Raw genomic sequence first — 17,765 nt, forward strand, 5'->3', positions numbered from 1 at the left:
ATGAACGACCACAACAACAGCATCAACCCGGAAACCGCCATGGCCACCACTACCATGACCATGATCCAGGCCCTGCGCTCGGCCATGGATGTCATGCTTGAGCGCGACGACAATGTGGTGGTATACGGCCAGGACGTCGGCTACTTCGGCGGCGTGTTCCGCTGCACCGAAGGCCTGCAGACCAAGTACGGCAAGTCCCGCGTGTTCGACGCGCCCATCTCTGAAAGCGGGATCGTCGGCACCGCCGTGGGCATGGGTGCCTACGGCCTGCGCCCGGTGGTGGAAATCCAGTTCGCTGACTACTTCTACCCGGCCTCCGACCAGATCGTTTCTGAAATGGCCCGCCTGCGCTACCGTTCGGCCGGCGAGTTCATCGCCCCGCTGACCCTGCGTATGCCCTGCGGTGGCGGTATCTATGGCGGCCAGACACACAGCCAGAGCCCGGAAGCGATGTTCACTCAGGTGTGCGGCCTGCGCACCGTAATGCCATCCAACCCGTACGACGCCAAAGGCCTGCTGATTGCCTCGATCGAATGCGACGACCCGGTGATCTTCCTGGAGCCCAAGCGCCTGTACAACGGCCCGTTCGACGGCCACCATGACCGCCCGGTTACGCCGTGGTCGAAACACCCGCACAGCGCCGTGCCCGATGGCTACTACACCGTGCCACTGGACAAGGCCGCCATCACCCGCCCCGGCAATGACGTGACCGTGCTCACCTATGGCACCACCGTGTACGTTGCCCAGGTGGCCGCCGAAGAAAGTGGCGTGGATGCCGAAGTGATCGACTTGCGCAGCCTGTGGCCGCTAGACCTGGACACCATCGTCGAGTCGGTAAAAAAGACCGGCCGTTGCGTGGTAGTACACGAGGCCACCCGTACTTGTGGCTTTGGCGCAGAACTGGTGTCGCTGGTGCAGGAGCACTGCTTCCACCACCTGGAGGCGCCGATCGAGCGCGTCACCGGTTGGGACACCCCCTACCCTCACGCGCAGGAATGGGCTTACTTCCCAGGGCCTTCGCGGGTAGGTGCGGCATTGAAAAAGGTCATGGAGGTCTGAATGGGCACGCACGTCATCAAGATGCCGGACATTGGCGAAGGCATCGCGCAGGTCGAGTTGGTGGAATGGTTCGTCAAGGTGGGCGACATCATCGCCGAGGACCAGGTAGTAGCCGACGTCATGACCGACAAGGCCACCGTGGAAATCCCGTCGCCGGTCAGCGGCAAGGTGCTGGCCTTAGGTGGCCAGCCAGGTGAAGTGATGGCGGTCGGCAGTGAGCTGATCCGCATCGAAGTGGAAGGCAGCGGCAACCATGTGGATGTGCCGCAAGCCAAGCCGGCCGAAGTGCCTGCGGCACCGGTAGCCGCTAAACCTGAACCACAGAAAGACGTTAAACCGGCGGCGTACCAGGCGTCAGCCAGCCACGAGGCAGCGCCCATCGTGCCGCGCCAGCCGGGCGACAAGCCGCTGGCCTCGCCGGCGGTGCGCAAACGTGCCCTCGATGCCGGCATCGAATTGCGTTATGTGCACGGCAGCGGCCCGGCCGGGCGCATCCTGCACGAAGACCTCGACGCGTTCATGAGCAAACCGCAAAGCGCTGCCGGGCAAACCCCCAATGGCTATGCCAGGCGCACCGACAGCGAGCAGGTGCCGGTGATCGGCCTGCGCCGCAAGATCGCCCAGCGCATGCAGGACGCCAAGCGCCGGGTCGCGCACTTCAGCTATGTGGAAGAAATCGACGTCACCGCCCTGGAAGCCCTGCGCCAGCAGCTCAACAGCAAGCACGGCGACAGCCGCGGCAAGCTGACACTGCTGCCGTTCCTGGTGCGCGCCCTGGTCGTGGCACTGCGTGACTTCCCGCAGATAAACGCCACCTACGATGACGAAGCGCAGATCATAACCCGCCATGGCGCGGTGCATGTGGGCATCGCCACCCAAGGTGACAACGGCCTGATGGTACCCGTGCTGCGCCACGCCGAAGCGGGCAGCCTGTGGGCCAATGCCGGTGAGATTTCACGCCTGGCCAACGCTGCGCGCAACAACAAGGCCAGCCGCGAAGAGCTGTCCGGTTCGACCATTACCCTGACCAGCCTCGGCGCCCTGGGCGGCATCGTCAGCACGCCGGTGGTCAACACCCCGGAAGTGGCGATCGTCGGTGTCAACCGCATGGTTGAGCGGCCCGTGGTGATCGACGGCCAGATCGTCGTGCGCAAGATGATGAACCTGTCCAGCTCGTTCGACCACCGCGTGGTCGATGGCATGGACGCCGCCCTGTTCATCCAGGCCATGCGTGGCCTGCTCGAACAACCCGCCTGCCTGTTCGTGGAGTGAGCATGCAACAGACTATCCAGACAACCCTGTTGATCATCGGCGGCGGCCCTGGCGGCTATGTGGCGGCCATCCGCGCCGGGCAACTGGGCATCCCTACCGTGTTGGTGGAAGGCCAGGCGCTGGGCGGTACCTGCCTGAACATCGGCTGCATTCCGTCCAAGGCGCTGATCCATGTGGCCGAGCAGTTCCACCAGGCCTCGCGCTTTACCGAACCCTCGCCGCTGGGCATCAGCGTGGTTTCGCCACGCCTGGACATCGGCCAGAGCGTGGCCTGGAAAGACGGCATCGTCGATCGCCTGACCACTGGTGTCGGCGCCCTGCTGAAAAAGCACGGGGTGAAGGTGGTGCACGGCTGGGCCAAGGTGCTTGATGGCAAGCAGGTCGAGGTGGATGGCCAGCGCATCCAGTGCGAGCACCTGTTGCTGGCCACGGGCTCCAGCAGTGTCGAACTGCCGATGCTGCCGTTGGGTGGGCCGGTGATTTCCTCGACCGAGGCCCTGGCACCGAAAGCCCTGCCGCAACACCTGGTGGTGGTGGGTGGTGGCTACATCGGCCTGGAGCTGGGTATCGCCTACCGCAAGCTCGGCGCGCAGGTCAGCGTGGTGGAAGCGCGCGAGCGCATCCTGCCGACTTACGACAGCGAACTGACCGCCCCGGTGGCCGAGTCGCTGAAAAAGCTGGGTATCGCCCTGCACCTTGGCCACAGCGTCGAAGGTTACGAAAATGGCTGCCTGCTGGCCAACGATGGCAAGGGCGGACAACTGCGCCTGGAAGCCGACCGGGTGCTGGTAGCCGTGGGCCGCCGCCCACGCACCAAGGGCTTCAACCTGGAATGCCTGGACCTGAAGATGAATGGTGCCGCGATTGCCATCGACGAGCGCTGCCAGACCAGCATGCACAACGTCTGGGCCATCGGCGACGTGGCCGGCGAACCGATGCTGGCGCACCGGGCTATGGCCCAGGGCGAGATGGTGGCCGAGATCATCGCCGGCAAGGCACGCCGCTTCGAACCCGCTGCGATAGCCGCCGTGTGCTTCACCGACCCGGAAGTGGTCGTGGTCGGCAAGACGCCGGAACAGGCCACTCAGCAAGGCCTGGACTGCATCGTCGCGCAGTTCCCGTTCGCCGCCAACGGCCGGGCCATGAGCCTGGAGTCGAAAAGCGGTTTCGTGCGCGTGGTCGCGCGGCGTGACAACCACCTGATCCTGGGCTGGCAAGCGGTTGGCGTGGCGGTTTCCGAGCTGTCCACGGCGTTTGCCCAGTCGCTGGAGATGGGTGCCTGCCTGGAGGATGTGGCCGGTACCATCCATGCCCACCCGACCCTGGGTGAAGCGGTACAGGAAGCGGCACTGCGTGCCCTGGGCCACGCCCTGCATATCTGACACTGAAGCGGCCGAGGCCGATTTGGCCCGCCGCGCCGAGAGGCGCTGCGGGTCTTTTTTATACCTGTACCGGCAAACCAATTCACTCGGCGATGGCATTCTTGCCGGCCCCTTTGGCCCGGTACATTGCCTTATCAGCCCGCGCCAGCAGCGCATGCTGGTCCTCCCCTTCCTGCCACTGCACCACGCCATAACTCATGGTCAGACGGCACTCCCCCACCGGTTCCAGTTGCGCCATCACCTGGCGCAAGCGCCCGGCGACATCCAGCGCCTCGCCCAGCGTGCTCTGCGGCAGTACGATAACGAACTCGTCCCCGCCCCAGCGCGCCAACAGGTCCAGTTCGCGCAGGCAGGTCCGCAGGCTGTCGACCACCCGCACCAGCGCTGCATCGCCCCGGGCGTGCCCGTAGCGGTCGTTGATCGGTTTGAAATCATCCAGGTCCATGGCGATCAGCGACAACGGCTGGCGAAAGCGCTGCGCCCGCTCGCACTCCCGCTGCAAGGCCTTTTCCAACCGATAGCGGTTGGCAATGCGGGTTAACGCATCGCGCTCAGCCAACTCACGGTTCTCGTCCAGTTGCCGCTGCAACTGCTGGTTCACCCAGGACAACTCACGGGTGCGCTCGGCCACTTGCCCTTCCAGCGACTGGTTCTTCTGCTCCAGCTGCTCGACCAGGCGTTTGCCGGCGTCGATATTGCGGTGAGCACCGAGCATGCGCGCCACCGAACCGTCTTCGTTACGGTCGATGATGTAGCCGCTGTCTTCGATCCACAGGTAGCTGCCATCGTGGCAACGGCAGCGGTATTCGATGAGGTAGCGCTCGTTATGCTGACGGATGTACGCCTCGAAATGCGCCATTACCCGTGGGTAGTCTTCCGGGTGGATCACGCTTTCCCAGGTCAGTACCGAGTTGGCCATGGAGTGGCTGGCGTAGCCGAGCATCGCGTACCAGCCCGGGTTGCGATAGACGTAGCCGGTGTTGGCATTCCAGTCCCAGATGCCATCGCTGATCAACTCGAACAATGTGTGCAACTGCTGTTCACTGAAGCCAGCGGGGGCCGGCCTGGTTTCCTGATTCATGGACGCTCTCCCTGATGCCCAGCAACTGCGCTCCGGTCAAGGGGCTGCCGACAGTGGTGGTAATTGCCGCAGGCGGCAAGATGATGCCTGTGACGGGCAAGCATATGCCCGCCAGCGTGCAACCGGAATAGCCCCAACGCCCGGTTTCCAGCTGCCATAGCGCTGGCATGGCTTTTGCGCGTAACGCCTGCCAACACGATTTCCAAGGAGGAAACATGATAATCGCCCACAACGGCGTCAGCTGGCAGCCCACGCTCCATCAACCACAGCGCGCCAACGATGAACAGGCTGCGGCGCAGGCTACGGATTTGCGCACGGCAATCACCACCGCCAGCACGACAGCCCAGCAGCAAAACCAAGGCAACACGGCGCAGCAGAACGCTGAGGATGCCCGGGAGGAGGCTTTCGCCAAATTCAAGGTGATGCTGCAAAACCTTGGCTCTGGCGTAACCGGGCAGGACAGCCCGGAGCAACTGACCACCAGCACTGCCCGGCAAGCGTTTCAGGACCTGATGTCCAAATCGCACGGCGAGATGATCAAGGAAAAACTGCTGAGCGAAATTGGCCTGACCGAAGCGCAGTACGAAGCCCTGCCGCCAGAGGTGAAGGCCAAGGTCGGCGAGTTGATCGCTCAGCGCTTGCAAGAGGAGATCGAGAACCGGGTCCAGGAGAAAGCACAAGAACAGCTCTCCCAGGCAGACGGCACATCAGATGGCAATGAAGACGCGATAAGCCACGTGTGAGGATTGGCGACGAGGCCTGTCGGGGGCGCCACCCGACAGGCAGCGCCAAGGCTCAAGCCAACTGCAGCAGCGCCTCCTCCACCGCAGCCACCACCTGGTTGCCCTTGGCACCCGGTAATCGCCACGCGGCAATGGTCATGCCCAAAGGCACCGCGCAGTCGATGGGCGCCACCAGTTCGCCGCTGTCCAGATAGCGTTGCACCAGGCTTCTGCGCCCGATCAGCACACCGGCAGCCAGCAACGCCTGCTGCAATGCAATCGAGTACAGGGAAAAACCCGGCCCACGGGCCACGAAATTGTGCCCCGGCATGGCTGCGCCGGCCCACACCGCCCAGTCATTCCAGCCTACGTCAGCAATGCAACGGGCATTGGCAAGGTCCGCAGGGGTGATGATGCTCTCTGCCAAGGCGGGTACGCATACGGGCAACACTTCTTCCGTGGCGATCCTGCGCTGCCAGCGTTCGGGTTTTTCGGTGTAGAACAGGCACAGGTCGAATGGGCTACGTTTGAGGTTGGGCGGCTCATCCACCGCCGTAACCGAAATCTCGATGGGCGCCAGCAGGCGGGTCAGTTCCGGCAGGCGTGGCCCTATCCACAACTGCGCCAGGGCCGGCGACGTTACAATGTGCACACGCTGCGGCGCAGCCAGCCGCCGTAACGTGCGCGCGGCGGCTTCCACTGCATCGAACGCCTCGGTGAACTGGCTTTTCACGCTCTCACCCAGGGGCGTCAGGCGTACGCCCTTGGCATGGCGCTCGAACAACGCAGCGCCGTATTCGTTTTCCAGCGTCTTGACCAAGGCGGCGATGGCCCCTGGGGTGACCTTGAGTTCGAGGGCGGCACGCGCGAAACCGCCCAGGCGCGCAGACGCCTCGAAGGCACGCAAGGCATTGAGCTGGAGCGAGTGCCGGGTGGGGCTGTCGAGATACACGGTATGAGGCCTATATTTTTTAGGCCTACTATTTCAGAAATCTGACGTTGTGGCCAACTGTCAGGCGCATTAACGTGAGGGTGTCCATGCACCCTCCGAACAGCTTCAAGGAACTCCCATGCAGTACCCAAGCGCGACCCAAGCATTCAAGCAGGGCGCACAAAGCGTTATGCCGTTGACCTCCGGCATTGTGCCTTTTGGCCTGATCACCGGGGTTACGGCAATCGGCATGGGCCTGTCACCCGCCGACGCCATTGGCATGACCTTGCTGTTCTACTCCGGCTCTGCGCAAATGGTGGTGATGCAATTGATGCAAAACGCCGCCCTGCCAGTGACGATGGTGGTCACCGCACTGGTGATCAACCTGCGTTTTCTGATGTACAGCGCCAGCCTGGCCCCACACCTGGGCCACCTCCCGCGCCGTCACAAATGGCCAATGGCGTTCATGCTGTCGGATCAGTCCTTCGCCCTGTGCACACTGAAAATGGGCACAGGCGGACTAGGCCAGCATGCCTACCCCTATTACGCCGGCACGGCGATCACCATGTGGTTCGGCTGGAACCTCTCGGTACTGGCGGGCATGTACCTGGGCGCAGGCATTCCGGAAGACTGGTCACTGGGTTTTGCCATACCGTTGTCTTTTCTGGCCTTGCTGATACCCGGCATTCGCAATACCGCCATGCTCGGCGCCGCGCTGACCGGTGGCGTGCTTGCGGTGCTGGCCGTTGACCTGCCCTACAACCTTGGCCTGCTGACCGGTGCCGTCGGCGGAATCATCGCCGGGCTGGCCATCGAGAGTCGGCAAAAACAACACGCCGTACCTGAAGCCCATACAGAGCAGAACGCATCATGAGCGAAACGACCCAGTGGATAACCTTCGTGCTGATTGGCCTGGGCACCTTCGCCATCCGGCTGTCGTTCATCGAACTGCACACGGTGTTGCGCATCCCGCCTCTGTTTCGCCGCGCATTGGCCTATGTGCCGGCCAGTGTACTGGCTGCGCTGGTGTTGCCGGCCGTGGTCTTCCCTGACCGGCATGCCGGGTTCGACTGGACGAACCCGCAGATACCCGCGGCGGTCCTGGCTGCGTTGGTAGCCTGGCGCACACGCAGCACGATGCTGACGCTGGTTGTGGGCATGGGGGTGTTGTGGGCGTTGAAGCACTGGGGGCTTTAGGAGAAAGTGTCCGCCGTGCGACATGAAGCGCAACTGTCCTTAGGAAAAATCAGCAGGATGTTGTGCATAGAATTCGTTTGAGGTCCTTGGCCTTATTGTCCATGGTGGCAGCCTGGTAGCTATTTGCCACGCGTGGACGCAGGCGCACGACAGTGCCTGCGTAGGGGAACGTTGTCGGCCCCCAATAATAAGAGAGGACAAGGAAATGCAATCCAACAGTTTGAAACAAAGCCTGAAGCAGCGGCACATCACCATGATTGCCCTGGGCGGGGTAATCGGTGCCGGGCTGTTCATGGGGTCTGGCGCGTTAATCGCATCGGCGGGCCCTGCGGCCATCCTGTCGTACTTCATCGGGGGGTTGGTGGTCACCCTGGTCATGTTCATGCTCGGCGAAATGGCCTGCCGCAACCCGGATGCCGGTTCGTTCTCGACCTACGCCAACACCTACCTCGGTGACTGGGCCGGTTTTGCTGTCGGCTGGCTGTACTGGTTCAAGTCGATGATGACCATCACCCTCGAAGCAGTGCTGTTGGGCGCGATCCTGCATGACTTTCTACCTTGGTTGCCGATCTGGGCAGGCGCTTTCCTGATGCTGGTGACGTTGATGGCCAGCAACGCCTACTCGGTACGCTCCTTTGCCGAAGTGGAATACTGGCTGGCCGCGATGAAGGTCGCCACCATTCTCATTTTCATGCTACTGGGCATTTCGATCCTGCTTGGCCTGCACAGCAACATCCCCTCCCCCGGGCTGGTCAACCTCACCGCCCATGACGGCTTCATGCCCAACGGCCTGTCACCGGTGATGGCTGGCGTGATCGTGGTGATCTTCTCGCTGGGCGGCAGCGAAATTGCCGCCGTGGCTGCAGGTGAGTCGGAAAACCCGCGACAGAACGTGATTCGCGCAATCAAGAGCGTGATCCTGCGGGTGATGCTGTTCTATGTAGGCTCGGTGTCGATCCTGATCCTTTGCCTGCCGTGGACCGACAAGGCCAACCTGGCCTCGCCCTACGTTTCGCTGTTCAGCCTGGCCGGGTTCGGTGGTGCTGCGGTGGCCATGAAACTGGTGCTGTTCGTCTCGTTCATGTCGGTGATGAATTCGTTCATGTTCTCCAACTCGCGCATGCTGTTCTCCCTGAGCCAGCGCGGGCACGCACCCAAGCTGTTCTCGCGCACGAGCGCCAAAGGTGTGCCGATCAATGCATTGCTGCTTAGCCTGTCGATCTGCACGATGATCCTGACCGTGCACTTCGTCAGCGGCGGCGACCTGTTCATGACCTTGGCCAAGAGCACCGGCAGCCTGGTGATGGTCGTATGGATCTTCATCATCATCGCCCACATGGCCATGCGCTGGAAAACCCGCCATGAAGCGATCGACCCGGCGGCCTTCCGGGCCTGGCTGTTCCCGTATGCCAACATCGTCGCGTTGTTCGCCTTGCTGGCGGTGATCGGCACCCAGGCATTCGAACCGGCGTCACGCTTCCAGTTCTGGTTCACAGTGCTGACAGTGGTACTGGTGGTGGTGGGGTACTTCGTGATGCGTCAGCGCCTGGCCGGTAGCAAGGCAGACGAACAACACCATCGCGCGTTGCAATGATGGATGGCGGGCATGTGGGGAAACAGGAAATGGCGTCCCAGGCAGGAATTGAACCTGCAACCTTCCCCTTAGGAGGGGGATGCTCTATCCAATTGAGCTACTGAGACGCAAGCACCGGCAGCGAGCGCTGCACAGCGGGACGGCCAGCATGTTAACCAGCATGCTGGCGTTTGTCATGCCTCTACCTGGCTTTTTCGCGTAATCCTTTTCTGGCACTGCTACACCGGCGGCAGCACACCTTCATCGCGAAGCAACCCGAACAGGGCCGCGACCGCTGCCTCCAGGCTTGTCGAGTTGTCCAGCACATGCACCGAAGGATCGGACAACACCTGCAAACGAGCACTACGCGCCAACCGCTGTTCAACCTCCTCGACGCTTTCGCGGCCCCGGGCCAGCAAGCGCTGGCGCAGCACCTCCGGCCTGACCTCGACCAGCACTGCCAACATGTCCGGGTAACGCTGACGCGCTTCGGGCAGGTAAGCCCGCGAGCCATTCACCAGCACCGCCTTGCCCGCCGCCAACCACTCATCCACCTGCCGAGGAATGCCATACCCCAGGCCATTGGCCCGCCAGCACATGGCAAATGCCCCCTGCGCACACAGGGTTTCAAACTGTTCCGCCGTGACCCCTTGGGCAGCTTCGCCCTTGGCTTCGGCCGAACGGGTAATTACCCGACGGGCAACCTCTACCCCGGCGGCCGCCAGCCGCTCACGCGAAGCGTCGATCAGGGAATCTTTTCCCGAACCGGACGGTCCTACCAGAAATATCAGCCGGCCTGTCCCTGATCGGCGGTCGCTTGCGTCATGTTGCATAGCCACTATGCTCTATGGAGGGAAACCGGCGCATTCTAGGGGTTTTCCTGTCCTTTTGCTGTGTTTTACCAGTTTTTGACGGCAAAAGACTGACAGTCAGGCAAGCCGGAGCATGTAAAACTTTTCAAACCAGTGCTCATTTCTGATAATTGGTACTGGCATAAAGCCTTTATCCGGCCCACTATTTGTCACAGAATTGACGCCAAGGAAACGGCGACCATGAGGCAAGATGAGCATCCATTTTTCACTGACGGTTGAACATTTTGTCGTCGCCACGGTCGTATTTCCACCCCGTGCGGCCAATTTGAGAACCGCTTCCCCTGAACCAAACTCCGGTCAATTTATATGCGCCCAATGAAACAGGCTATTTATTCGAGCCGCACCGCTGACAAGTTCGTCGTCCGCCTGCCAGACGGGATGCGTGAGCGCATTGCCGAGGTAGCGCGCAACCATCACCGCAGCATGAACTCCGAAATCATCGCGCGCCTGGAGCAGAGCCTTATCCAGGAAGGTGCGTTGGGTGACGAGCTGAGCATGCGCCTGGACAGCCCTGAGCTGTCCCTGCATGAGCGCGAGTTGCTGCAGCGCTTCCGCCAACTGTCCCACCGCCAGCAGAATGCCTTGGTCGCCCTCATCGCTCACGATGTGGAAATGGCCGCCGACGCCTCCTGAGGCCTGCAAGCGAGCACAAAAAAGCCAGCGTAAGCTGGCTTTTTTTATGGGGGCTATCTGAAGCAAACGCAGCCCTCTGCAGGAGCGGCCTTTCGCGGCACAAGGCCGCTCCTGCAAAGGATTGTGTTTGGGCTTAGAGAAGGAACAACGTGGCCAGGCCAAGGAAGATGAAGAAGCCGCCACTGTCGGTCACGGCAGTGATCATCACACTCGCGCCCATCGCCGGGTCGCGCCCCAAGCGGGCCAATGTCATCGGGATGAGCACACCCATCAGCGCCGCCAGTAACAGGTTCAAGGTCATCGCTGCAGTCATCACCACGCCCAGCGACCAGCTACCGTACAACCAGAAAGCCACGGCACCAATGACTCCCCCCCACACCAGGCCGTTGATCAGCGACACCGCCAGTTCCTTGCGCATCAGGCGGCTGGTATTGCCCGGCGATACCTGGTCCAGTGCCATGGCGCGGACAATCATGGTGATGGTCTGGTTGCCCGAGTTGCCACCAATACCCGCAACGATGGGCATCAACGCAGCCAGGGCCACCAGCTTTTCGATCGACCCCTCGAACACCCCGATCACTCGCGAAGCGAGAAACGCAGTAATCAAATTGATCGCCAACCACGCCCAGCGGTTGCGGAACGAGCGCCAGACCGAGGCGAAGATGTCTTCCTCTTCACGCAGACCCGCCATGTTGAGGACTTCGCTCTCGCTCTCTTCACGGATCAGGTCGACCATCTCGTCAATGGTCAAACGGCCGATCAGGCGCTCGCCCTTGTCTACGACAGGTGCCGATACCAGGTCGTAACGCTCGAAAGCCTGCGCCGCATCATAGGCATCTTCCTCGGGCTGGAAGGATACCGGGTCGGTCGCCATGACCTCCGCCACCTTCTTCTCCGGGTCGTTGACCAGCAGGCGCTTGATGGGCAACACACCCTTGAGGATGCCGTCGTAATCGACCACGAACAGTTTGTCGGTGTGGTTGGGCAGCTCTTTCAGGCGGCGCAGGTAGCGCAGCACCACTTCCAGGCTGACGTCTTCGCGGATGGTGACCATCTCGAAGTCCATCAGCGCACCGACCTGCTCCTCGTCGTAGCTCAGCGCCGAACGCACACGTTCGCGTTGCTGGGCATCGAGGGTTTCCATCAGCTCATGGATAACGTCGCGCGGTAGCTCTGGGGCCAGGTCGGCCAGCTCGTCGGCGTCCATTTCCTTGGCGGCGGCCAACAGCTCGTGATCGTCCATGTCAGCGATCAGCGATTGACGAACCGAGTCGGATACTTCCAGCAGGATGTCGCCATCGCGGTCCGAGCGCACCAGCTGCCAGACCGTCAGGCGGTCTTCCAGGGGCAAGGCTTCGAGGATATAGGCGATGTCGGCGGGGTGCAGGTCATCGAGCTTACGCTGCAGCTCGACGAGGTTCTGGCGGTGGACGAGGTTTTCCACCAGGTCGTTGTGCGCGCCCTCCTGGCGGTGAGTCAGGTCTTCGACCACACGCTGGCGCTGCAGCAGTTCGACCACCTGGGCCAGGCGATCCTGCAGGCTCTCTTGCGCTTTTTTTACTTCTACTTCAGTCATAGGCGAACTCCACTCCCAGCAGCGGAGCACGCCGGGAGAATCAATCGGTCAGATCTTTCTGTATGAATCGTGTTAGCGAGTAACTACTGGGTAAGTCCATGGTGGTTTTCCACAAGCCCCGGCGGGGCTGACGGGCGCAATCATACACTGCTAAAGCTGTCAGATCGCTTAAATTTTTGGCCAGAACAATCGTTTGCGTGATAAAGCTGGGACAACGCTCGAAGCTATCAGTGCGACGGTTGTTGTGGATGGGAAAGCACATTTGTTTTGGTTGCCGCACGGCGGCGCCAAGCTACACCACAATCATTACAGAAGAGCGTAGATCGACATCACCAACAATTCATTGGCGCAGAAAAACAAAAAGCCCGCTCAAATGAGCGGGCTTCTTGATGGGGTATGGCGGACTCAGCAGGATTCGAACCTGCGACCGCTCGGTTCGTAGCCGAGTACTCTATCCAGCTGAGCTATGAGTCCGCGATTGGCAGTTTTAGACCAGGTTACCGCTGGTTGACTGAAGCAGCTTTGCAAGCAGAGCCACTTCAAGAAAGTGGCGGACTCAGCAGGATTCGAACCTGCGACCGCTCGGTTCGTAGCCGAGTACTCTATCCAGCTGAGCTATGAGTCCGTGTCTTGCCGCGCATTATAGGTCGCTGAAACATTTTTTCAAGAACGTTTTCGTTTAAAATCAACGACTTAGCGTTCTTACTGTTTACAGCGCCCTACGCAAATAATGGCGGTGAAGGGGGGATTCGAACCCCCGATACCCTTATGAGGTATACTCCCTTAGCAGGGGAGCGCCTTCGGCCACTCGGCCACCTCACCGCAACACGAGGCGAATATTAAAGAACCTCTTTCACCTTTGCAACCCTTTTTTTGAAAAAAACTTCAAAAAAATTAAAGGCTTGGCTCTTCATCCTTCTCCTTCTTGATCCGCAGGTAGATTTCCTCGCGGTGAACAGCCACTTCTTTCGGGGCGCTGACGCCAATACGCACCTGGTTGCCTTTGACGCCAAGCACCGTCACGGTGATCTCGCCGTCTCCAATGATCAGGCTCTCGGCGCACCGACGAGTCAGAATCAACATAGCTTTCTCCTTACGCAAAACATTCAGGGGTAACAGTCTTGGGTATCAGGGCCAGTCGTGGACGACGACGGGACCCCGGTTACGCGCCACACAGGGCAGGACAGGGCCTGCGTGGCGAGCAGAAACGCGAAGGGCGCGGCACCAGCCGCGCCCTTCCAGGCAGCGCCTTACTCGCCCTGTCGGGCAGGAGCGTCGAGCTCGAACGCGGTGTGCAGCGCGCGTACGGCCAGCTCCAGGTACTTCTCTTCGATCACTACCGAGACCTTGATCTCGGAGGTGGAGATCATCTGGATGTTGATGCTCTCCTTGGCCAGGGCTTCGAACATGCGGCTGGCCACACCGGCGTGCGAACGCATGCCGACCCCAACGATCGAGACCTTGGCGATCTTGGTGTCGCCGATCACTTCACGGGCACCGATTTCGCGAGCGGTGTTTTCCAGCACGCTTTGCGCCTTCTCGTACTCGTTGCGGTGTACGGTGAAGGTGAAGTCGGTGGTGTTATCGTGGGCAACGTTCTGCACGATCATGTCCACTTCGATGTTCGAAGCGCTGATCGGGCCGAGGATCTTGAAGGCCACGCCCGGGGTGTCCGGCACGCCGCGAATGGTCAGCTTGGCTTCATCACGGTTGAAGGCGATACCGGAAATGATCGGCTGTTCCATGGATTCCTCTTCATCAATGGTAATGAGGGTACCCGGACCCTCCTTGAAGCTGTGCAGCACGCGCAGCGGGACGTTGTACTTGCCGGCGAACTCCACCGAACGGATCTGCAGCACCTTGGAACCGAGGCTGGCCATTTCCAGCATCTCTTCGAAGGTGATCTTCTCCAGGCGCTGGGCCTGCGGCACGACGCGTGGGTCGGTGGTGTATACGCCATCGACGTCGGTGTAGATCTGGCACTCGTCCGCCTTCAGCGCTGCCGCCAGGGCCACGCCGGTCGTATCGGAGCCGCCACGGCCCAGGGTGGTGATGCTGCCGTGCTCGTCCACACCCTGGAAGCCTGCCACCACGACCACGCGGCCTTCCTTGAGGTCGGCGCGAATCTTCTGGTCGTCGATCTGCAGGATGCGCGCCTTGTTGTGCGCGCTGTCGGTAAGGATGCGCACCTGGTTGCCGGTGTAGGACACCGCTGGCACACCACGCTTGATCAAGGCCATGGTCAGCAGGGCAATGGTGACCTGCTCACCGGTCGACACGATCACGTCCAGTTCACGCGGAACCGGCTGATCGGTGATCTGCTTGGCCAGGTCGATCAGGCGATTGGTTTCACCGCTCATGGCCGACAATACAACCACTAGGTCGTCGCCCGCTTCACGGTGTTTCTTGACCTTTTCGGCTACCTGCTCGATCCGCTCGATGGAACCGACAGAGGTGCCGCCAAATTTCTGTACGATCAACGCCATTTCAATGGTGCCTCAGCCCATACAGGGCCCCAAAAAACAATCCAACATGAAGAGGCCGGCGACTAGACCGCCGGCGCCTTCATCTCAAAGTCCCTGCTCTGCGAATGGCACGGCCAGCGCCAGGGCCTGGTCCAGTGCAGCGACATCGACGCCACCACCCTGGGCCATGTCCGGACGGCCACCGCCCTTGCCACCCACCGCCGCAGCGGCTTGTTTCATCAGATCGCCAGCCTTGAGTTGGCTGGAGAGGTCCTTGGTTACGCCGGCCACCAGCACAACCTTGCCCTCATGCTCGCTGCCCAGCAGGATCACTGCGTGGCCGAGCTTGTTCTTCAGCTGATCGACCAGGGCCAGCAGGGCCTTGCCGTCCTGCCCATCCAGGCGGGCAGCAAGCACCTTGGCGCCCTTGACCTCAACGGCCGCGTTGGAGAGATCGTCCCCGGCGGCGCTGGCGGCCTTGGCCTGCAGCTGTTCCAGCTGCTTCTCCAGCTGGCGGTTGCGCTCGAGCACAGCCGACAGCTTGTCGATCAGGTTGTCGCGGTTACCTTTCACCAGCTGCGCGGCTTCCTTGACCTGCTCTTCGGCAGCGTTCAGGTAGGCCAGCGCTGCTGCGCCGGTAACGGCTTCGATACGGCGTACGCCAGAGGCCACGCCGCCTTCGCTGATGATCTTGAACAGACTGATGTCACCGGTGCGCTTGGCGTGGATACCGCCGCACAGCTCCACCGAGAAATCACCGCCCATGCTCAGTACACGCACGGTGTCGCCGTACTTCTCGCCGAACAGCGCCATGGCGCCTTTGGCCTTGGCGGTTTCGATGTCGGTCAGCTCGGTTTCCACCGGGGTGTTCTTGCGCACTTCGCGGTTGACGATGTCTTCCAGTGCCTTGATCTGCTCCGGCTTTACCGCCTCGAAGTGGCTGAAGTCGAAACGCAGGCGCTGGCTGTCGACCAGCGAGCCCTTCTGCTGTACGTGCTCGCCCAGTACCTGGCGCAGCGCTTCGTGCAGCAGGTGGGTGGCGGAATGGTTCAGCGAGGTGGCGTGCTGCACGTCGGCATCGACCTTGGCCTCCACCGGCGAGCCGATTACCAGCGCACCGCTGGCGACCACGCCGTGGTGCAGGAAGGCACCACCGGTCTTGGTGGTGTCGCGCACGTCGAAGCGCGCAGCGCCAGCCTGCAGGAAGCCGGTGTCACCCACCTGGCCACCGGATTCGGCGTAGAACGGCGTACGGTCGAGCACGACCACGCCCTGCTCGCCTTCACCCAATTGGTCGACGGACTGGCCGTCCTTGTACAAGGCGATGATCTTGCCCTGGCCTTCAGTGGCGTCGTAGCCGAGGAACTCGGTGGCGCTGTCGACCTTGACCAGGCTGTTGTAGTCCATGCCGAAGGCGCTGGCGGAACGGGCGCGCTCACGCTGTGCGTCCATTTCGCGCTCGAAGCCGGCTTCGTCGATGGTCAGCTCGCGCTCACGGGCGATGTCGGCGGTCAGGTCCATCGGGAAGCCGTAGGTGTCGTACAGCTTGAACACCACGTCACCCGGTACCACGTCGCCTTTGAGCTGGGCCAGGTCTTGCTCGAGAATGCGCAGGCCCTGCTCCAGGGTCTTGGCAAACTGCTCTTCCTCGGCCTTGAGCACACGCTCGATGTGCGCCTGCTGGCTTTTCAGCTCTGGGAAGGCCTCGCCCATTTCGGCGGCCAGTGCGGCGACGATCTGGTAGAAGAAGCTGCCCTTGGCGCCCAGCTTGTTGCCGTGGCGGCAGGCGCGGCGAATGATGCGGCGCAGCACATAGCCACGGCCTTCGTTGGACGGCAGCACGCCGTCAGCGATCAGGAAACCGCACGAACGGATATGGTCGGCCACCACTTTCAGCGAGGCCTGGCCGTCGTTGCTGCAACCGATGGCCTTGGCAGCCGCCGCCAGCAGGTTCTGGAACAGGTCGATCTCGTAGTTCGAGTGCACGTGCTGCAGCACGGCGCTGACACGCTCCAGGCCCATGCCGGTGTCTACCGACGGCGCTGGCAGCGGGTGCAGCACGCCGTCGGCGGTGCGGTTGAACTGCATGAAAACGTTGTTCCAGATCTCGATGTAACGGTCGCCGTCTTCTTCTGGCGAGCCGGGTGGGCCGCCCCAGATGTCTGCGCCGTGGTCGTAGAAGATCTCGGTGCACGGGCCGCACGGGCCGGTGTCACCCATGGTCCAGAAGTTGTCGGAGGCGTACGGGGCGCCTTTGTTGTCACCGATGCGCACCATGCGCTCTTCCGGCACGCCGACTTCCTTGGTCCAGATGTCGTAGGCTTCGTCGTCAGTGGCGTAAACGGTGACCCAGAGCTTTTCCTTGGGCAGGTTCAGCCATTTGTCCGAGGTCAGGAAGGTCCAGGCGAAGGTGATGGCATCGCGCTTGAAATAGTCACCGAAGCTGAAGTTGCCCAGCATTTCGAAGAAGGTATGGTGACGCGCGGTGTAACCGACGTTTTCCAGGTCGTTGTGCTTGCCACCGGCACGCACGCACTTCTGGCTGCTGACGGCACGGGTGTAAGCACGCTTCTCCGCGCCGAGGAAGCAGTCCTTGAACTGGTTCATGCCGGCATTGGTGAACAGCAGGGTCGGGTCGTTGTTCGGAATCAGCGAACTGGAGGCGACTCGGGTATGGCCCTGCTCTTCGAAGAAGCGAAGGAAGGCTTCACGGATTTCTGCGCTTTTCATAGGTTCTTCCACGGATACGGCGGCGTCGGGGTGACGAAACGACGGCAAAGGGCGCCATTATATCCAGCCTGATGCCTGGGTGTAGTGTGTTTATACGATATAAACCGTCAATCGGAGCATGAAATGCGCTTAATGTCGATGTCATTCGCCCGACGACAACGACCAGGCGCTGATCGGCAGGTATCAGGGCGCCAGGCGCAAGGGATGAACCGTGCGTCAATTATGTACCAACTGCCTCGCAGCGCTCTCGGCACACTGTTCTCCCACCTCAG

Annotated in this window: 15 protein-coding genes and 4 tRNA genes; 8 read left to right on the forward strand and 11 right to left on the reverse strand. The window is 61.4% G+C overall.

The window, feature by feature from the left end; translation table 11 throughout:
* Genes D906_RS03650 through lpdA form a run of 3 tightly spaced genes read left to right on the forward strand, consistent with a single transcriptional unit; the run spans position 1 to position 3,713 of the window.
* Positions 1-1,059 carry an alpha-ketoacid dehydrogenase subunit beta gene (locus tag D906_RS03650; protein ID WP_012273542.1) on the forward strand — a complete coding sequence of 353 codons (1,059 nt, stop codon included), beginning with the start codon at positions 1-3 and terminating at the stop codon, positions 1,057-1,059.
* On the forward strand, positions 1,060-2,331 hold the full coding sequence (locus D906_RS03655; RefSeq protein ID WP_027615311.1) for a dihydrolipoamide acetyltransferase family protein: 1,272 nt from the start codon (positions 1,060-1,062) through the stop codon (positions 2,329-2,331).
* Positions 2,332-2,333: 2 nt separating this feature from the next.
* Positions 2,334-3,713 carry a dihydrolipoyl dehydrogenase gene (gene lpdA / locus D906_RS03660; RefSeq protein WP_027615312.1) on the forward strand — a complete coding sequence of 460 codons (1,380 nt, stop codon included), beginning with the start codon at positions 2,334-2,336 and terminating at the stop codon, positions 3,711-3,713.
* An 82-nt stretch (positions 3,714-3,795) separates the two neighbouring features.
* On the opposite strand, the gene D906_RS03665 is transcribed toward lpdA, so the two are convergent.
* A complete protein-coding gene (locus D906_RS03665) occupies positions 3,796-4,794 on the reverse strand; it encodes a sensor domain-containing diguanylate cyclase (RefSeq protein WP_025753862.1) in 999 nt (332 codons plus the stop codon).
* A gap of 215 nt (positions 4,795-5,009) precedes the next feature.
* Here D906_RS03665 and D906_RS03670 point away from each other — a divergent pair, with 215 nt between their 5' ends.
* Positions 5,010-5,537: a hypothetical protein gene (locus tag D906_RS03670; RefSeq protein WP_019099588.1), complete on the forward strand. Its 528-nt coding sequence runs from the start codon at positions 5,010-5,012 to the stop codon at positions 5,535-5,537.
* A gap of 52 nt (positions 5,538-5,589) precedes the next feature.
* Here the strand turns inward: D906_RS03670 and D906_RS03675 are convergent, their stop codons facing one another.
* Positions 5,590-6,468 carry a LysR family transcriptional regulator gene (locus D906_RS03675; RefSeq protein ID WP_016711834.1) on the reverse strand — a complete coding sequence of 293 codons (879 nt, stop codon included), beginning with the start codon at positions 6,466-6,468 and terminating at the stop codon, positions 5,590-5,592.
* Positions 6,469-6,586: 118 nt separating this feature from the next.
* Between D906_RS03675 and D906_RS03680 the strand changes: the two genes are divergently transcribed.
* The 3 genes from D906_RS03680 to D906_RS03690 all read left to right on the forward strand — a co-directional run bounded on the left by D906_RS03680 (position 6,587) and on the right by D906_RS03690 (position 9,238).
* Positions 6,587-7,321 (forward strand): AzlC family ABC transporter permease, encoded by a 735-nt coding sequence (locus tag D906_RS03680; RefSeq protein ID WP_019099589.1) that lies wholly within the window; start codon positions 6,587-6,589, stop codon positions 7,319-7,321.
* Positions 7,318-7,644 carry an AzlD domain-containing protein gene (locus D906_RS03685; RefSeq protein ID WP_016711836.1) on the forward strand — a complete coding sequence of 109 codons (327 nt, stop codon included), beginning with the start codon at positions 7,318-7,320 and terminating at the stop codon, positions 7,642-7,644. The genes D906_RS03680 and D906_RS03685 overlap by 4 nt, the downstream gene beginning before the upstream one ends.
* Positions 7,645-7,849: 205 nt before the next feature.
* A complete protein-coding gene (locus D906_RS03690; protein ID WP_025753865.1) occupies positions 7,850-9,238 on the forward strand; it encodes an amino acid permease in 1,389 nt (462 codons plus the stop codon).
* 30 nt (positions 9,239-9,268) lie between these two features.
* Here the strand turns inward: D906_RS03690 and D906_RS03695 are convergent.
* Positions 9,269-9,345 (reverse strand) — tRNA-Arg (locus D906_RS03695).
* 111 nt (positions 9,346-9,456) lie between these two features.
* On the reverse strand, positions 9,457-10,050 hold the full coding sequence (phnN, locus tag D906_RS03700; RefSeq protein WP_019099590.1) for a phosphonate metabolism protein/1,5-bisphosphokinase (PRPP-forming) PhnN: 594 nt from the start codon (positions 10,048-10,050) through the stop codon (positions 9,457-9,459).
* Positions 10,051-10,395: 345 nt separating this feature from the next.
* Here phnN and D906_RS03705 point away from each other — a divergent pair, with 345 nt between their 5' ends.
* Positions 10,396-10,722, forward strand: a complete 327-nt coding sequence (locus D906_RS03705; RefSeq protein WP_003254499.1) for an Arc family DNA-binding protein — start codon at positions 10,396-10,398, stop codon at positions 10,720-10,722.
* A gap of 133 nt (positions 10,723-10,855) precedes the next feature.
* On the opposite strand, the gene mgtE is transcribed toward D906_RS03705, so the two are convergent.
* From mgtE to alaS, 7 genes are all read right to left on the reverse strand, one after another.
* Entirely contained in the window at positions 10,856-12,298 is a 1,443-nt protein-coding gene (mgtE, locus tag D906_RS03710) for a magnesium transporter (RefSeq protein ID WP_016711838.1), read from the reverse strand.
* 397 nt (positions 12,299-12,695) lie between these two features.
* Positions 12,696-12,772 (reverse strand) — tRNA-Arg (locus tag D906_RS03715).
* A 74-nt stretch (positions 12,773-12,846) separates the two neighbouring features.
* Positions 12,847-12,923 (reverse strand) — tRNA-Arg (locus tag D906_RS03720).
* Between the two features lie 106 nt (positions 12,924-13,029).
* Positions 13,030-13,120, reverse strand: a tRNA-Ser gene (locus D906_RS03725).
* 72 nt (positions 13,121-13,192) lie between these two features.
* On the reverse strand, positions 13,193-13,381 hold the full coding sequence (csrA, locus tag D906_RS03730) for a carbon storage regulator CsrA (protein WP_003254503.1): 189 nt from the start codon (positions 13,379-13,381) through the stop codon (positions 13,193-13,195).
* Positions 13,382-13,548: 167 nt separating this feature from the next.
* Positions 13,549-14,784: an aspartate kinase gene (locus D906_RS03735; protein WP_019099135.1), complete on the reverse strand. Its 1,236-nt coding sequence runs from the start codon at positions 14,782-14,784 to the stop codon at positions 13,549-13,551.
* An 84-nt stretch (positions 14,785-14,868) separates the two neighbouring features.
* A complete protein-coding gene (gene alaS / locus D906_RS03740; protein WP_025753867.1) occupies positions 14,869-17,493 on the reverse strand; it encodes an alanine--tRNA ligase in 2,625 nt (874 codons plus the stop codon).
* Positions 17,494-17,765: the final 272 nt, after the last annotated feature.

Source organism: Pseudomonas sp. LAIL14HWK12:I1 (assembly GCF_003202095.1).
Taxonomy (GTDB): domain Bacteria; phylum Pseudomonadota; class Gammaproteobacteria; order Pseudomonadales; family Pseudomonadaceae; genus Aquipseudomonas; species Aquipseudomonas monteilii.

Bases quoted from the DNA above. Each gene is read 5' to 3' on its own strand.
- lpdA (WP_027615312.1), top strand. From the start codon at position 2,334: ATGCAACAGACTATCCAGACAACCCTGTTGATCATCGGCGGCGGCCCT.
- phnN (WP_019099590.1), bottom strand. From the start codon at position 10,050: ATGCAACATGACGCAAGCGACCGCCGATCAGGGACAGGCCGGCTGATA.
- csrA (WP_003254503.1), bottom strand. From the start codon at position 13,381: ATGTTGATTCTGACTCGTCGGTGCGCCGAGAGCCTGATCATTGGAGAC.
- D906_RS03670 (WP_019099588.1), top strand. From the start codon at position 5,010: ATGATAATCGCCCACAACGGCGTCAGCTGGCAGCCCACGCTCCATCAA.
- D906_RS03655 (WP_027615311.1), top strand. From the start codon at position 1,060: ATGGGCACGCACGTCATCAAGATGCCGGACATTGGCGAAGGCATCGCG.
- alaS (WP_025753867.1), bottom strand. From the start codon at position 17,493: ATGAAAAGCGCAGAAATCCGTGAAGCCTTCCTTCGCTTCTTCGAAGAG.
- D906_RS03690 (WP_025753865.1), top strand. From the start codon at position 7,850: ATGCAATCCAACAGTTTGAAACAAAGCCTGAAGCAGCGGCACATCACC.
- D906_RS03685 (WP_016711836.1), top strand. From the start codon at position 7,318: ATGAGCGAAACGACCCAGTGGATAACCTTCGTGCTGATTGGCCTGGGC.
- D906_RS03705 (WP_003254499.1), top strand. From the start codon at position 10,396: ATGCGCCCAATGAAACAGGCTATTTATTCGAGCCGCACCGCTGACAAG.
- D906_RS03650 (WP_012273542.1), top strand. From the start codon at position 1: ATGAACGACCACAACAACAGCATCAACCCGGAAACCGCCATGGCCACC.
- D906_RS03735 (WP_019099135.1), bottom strand. From the start codon at position 14,784: ATGGCGTTGATCGTACAGAAATTTGGCGGCACCTCTGTCGGTTCCATC.
- D906_RS03665 (WP_025753862.1), bottom strand. From the start codon at position 4,794: ATGAATCAGGAAACCAGGCCGGCCCCCGCTGGCTTCAGTGAACAGCAG.
- mgtE (WP_016711838.1), bottom strand. From the start codon at position 12,298: ATGACTGAAGTAGAAGTAAAAAAAGCGCAAGAGAGCCTGCAGGATCGC.
- D906_RS03680 (WP_019099589.1), top strand. From the start codon at position 6,587: ATGCAGTACCCAAGCGCGACCCAAGCATTCAAGCAGGGCGCACAAAGC.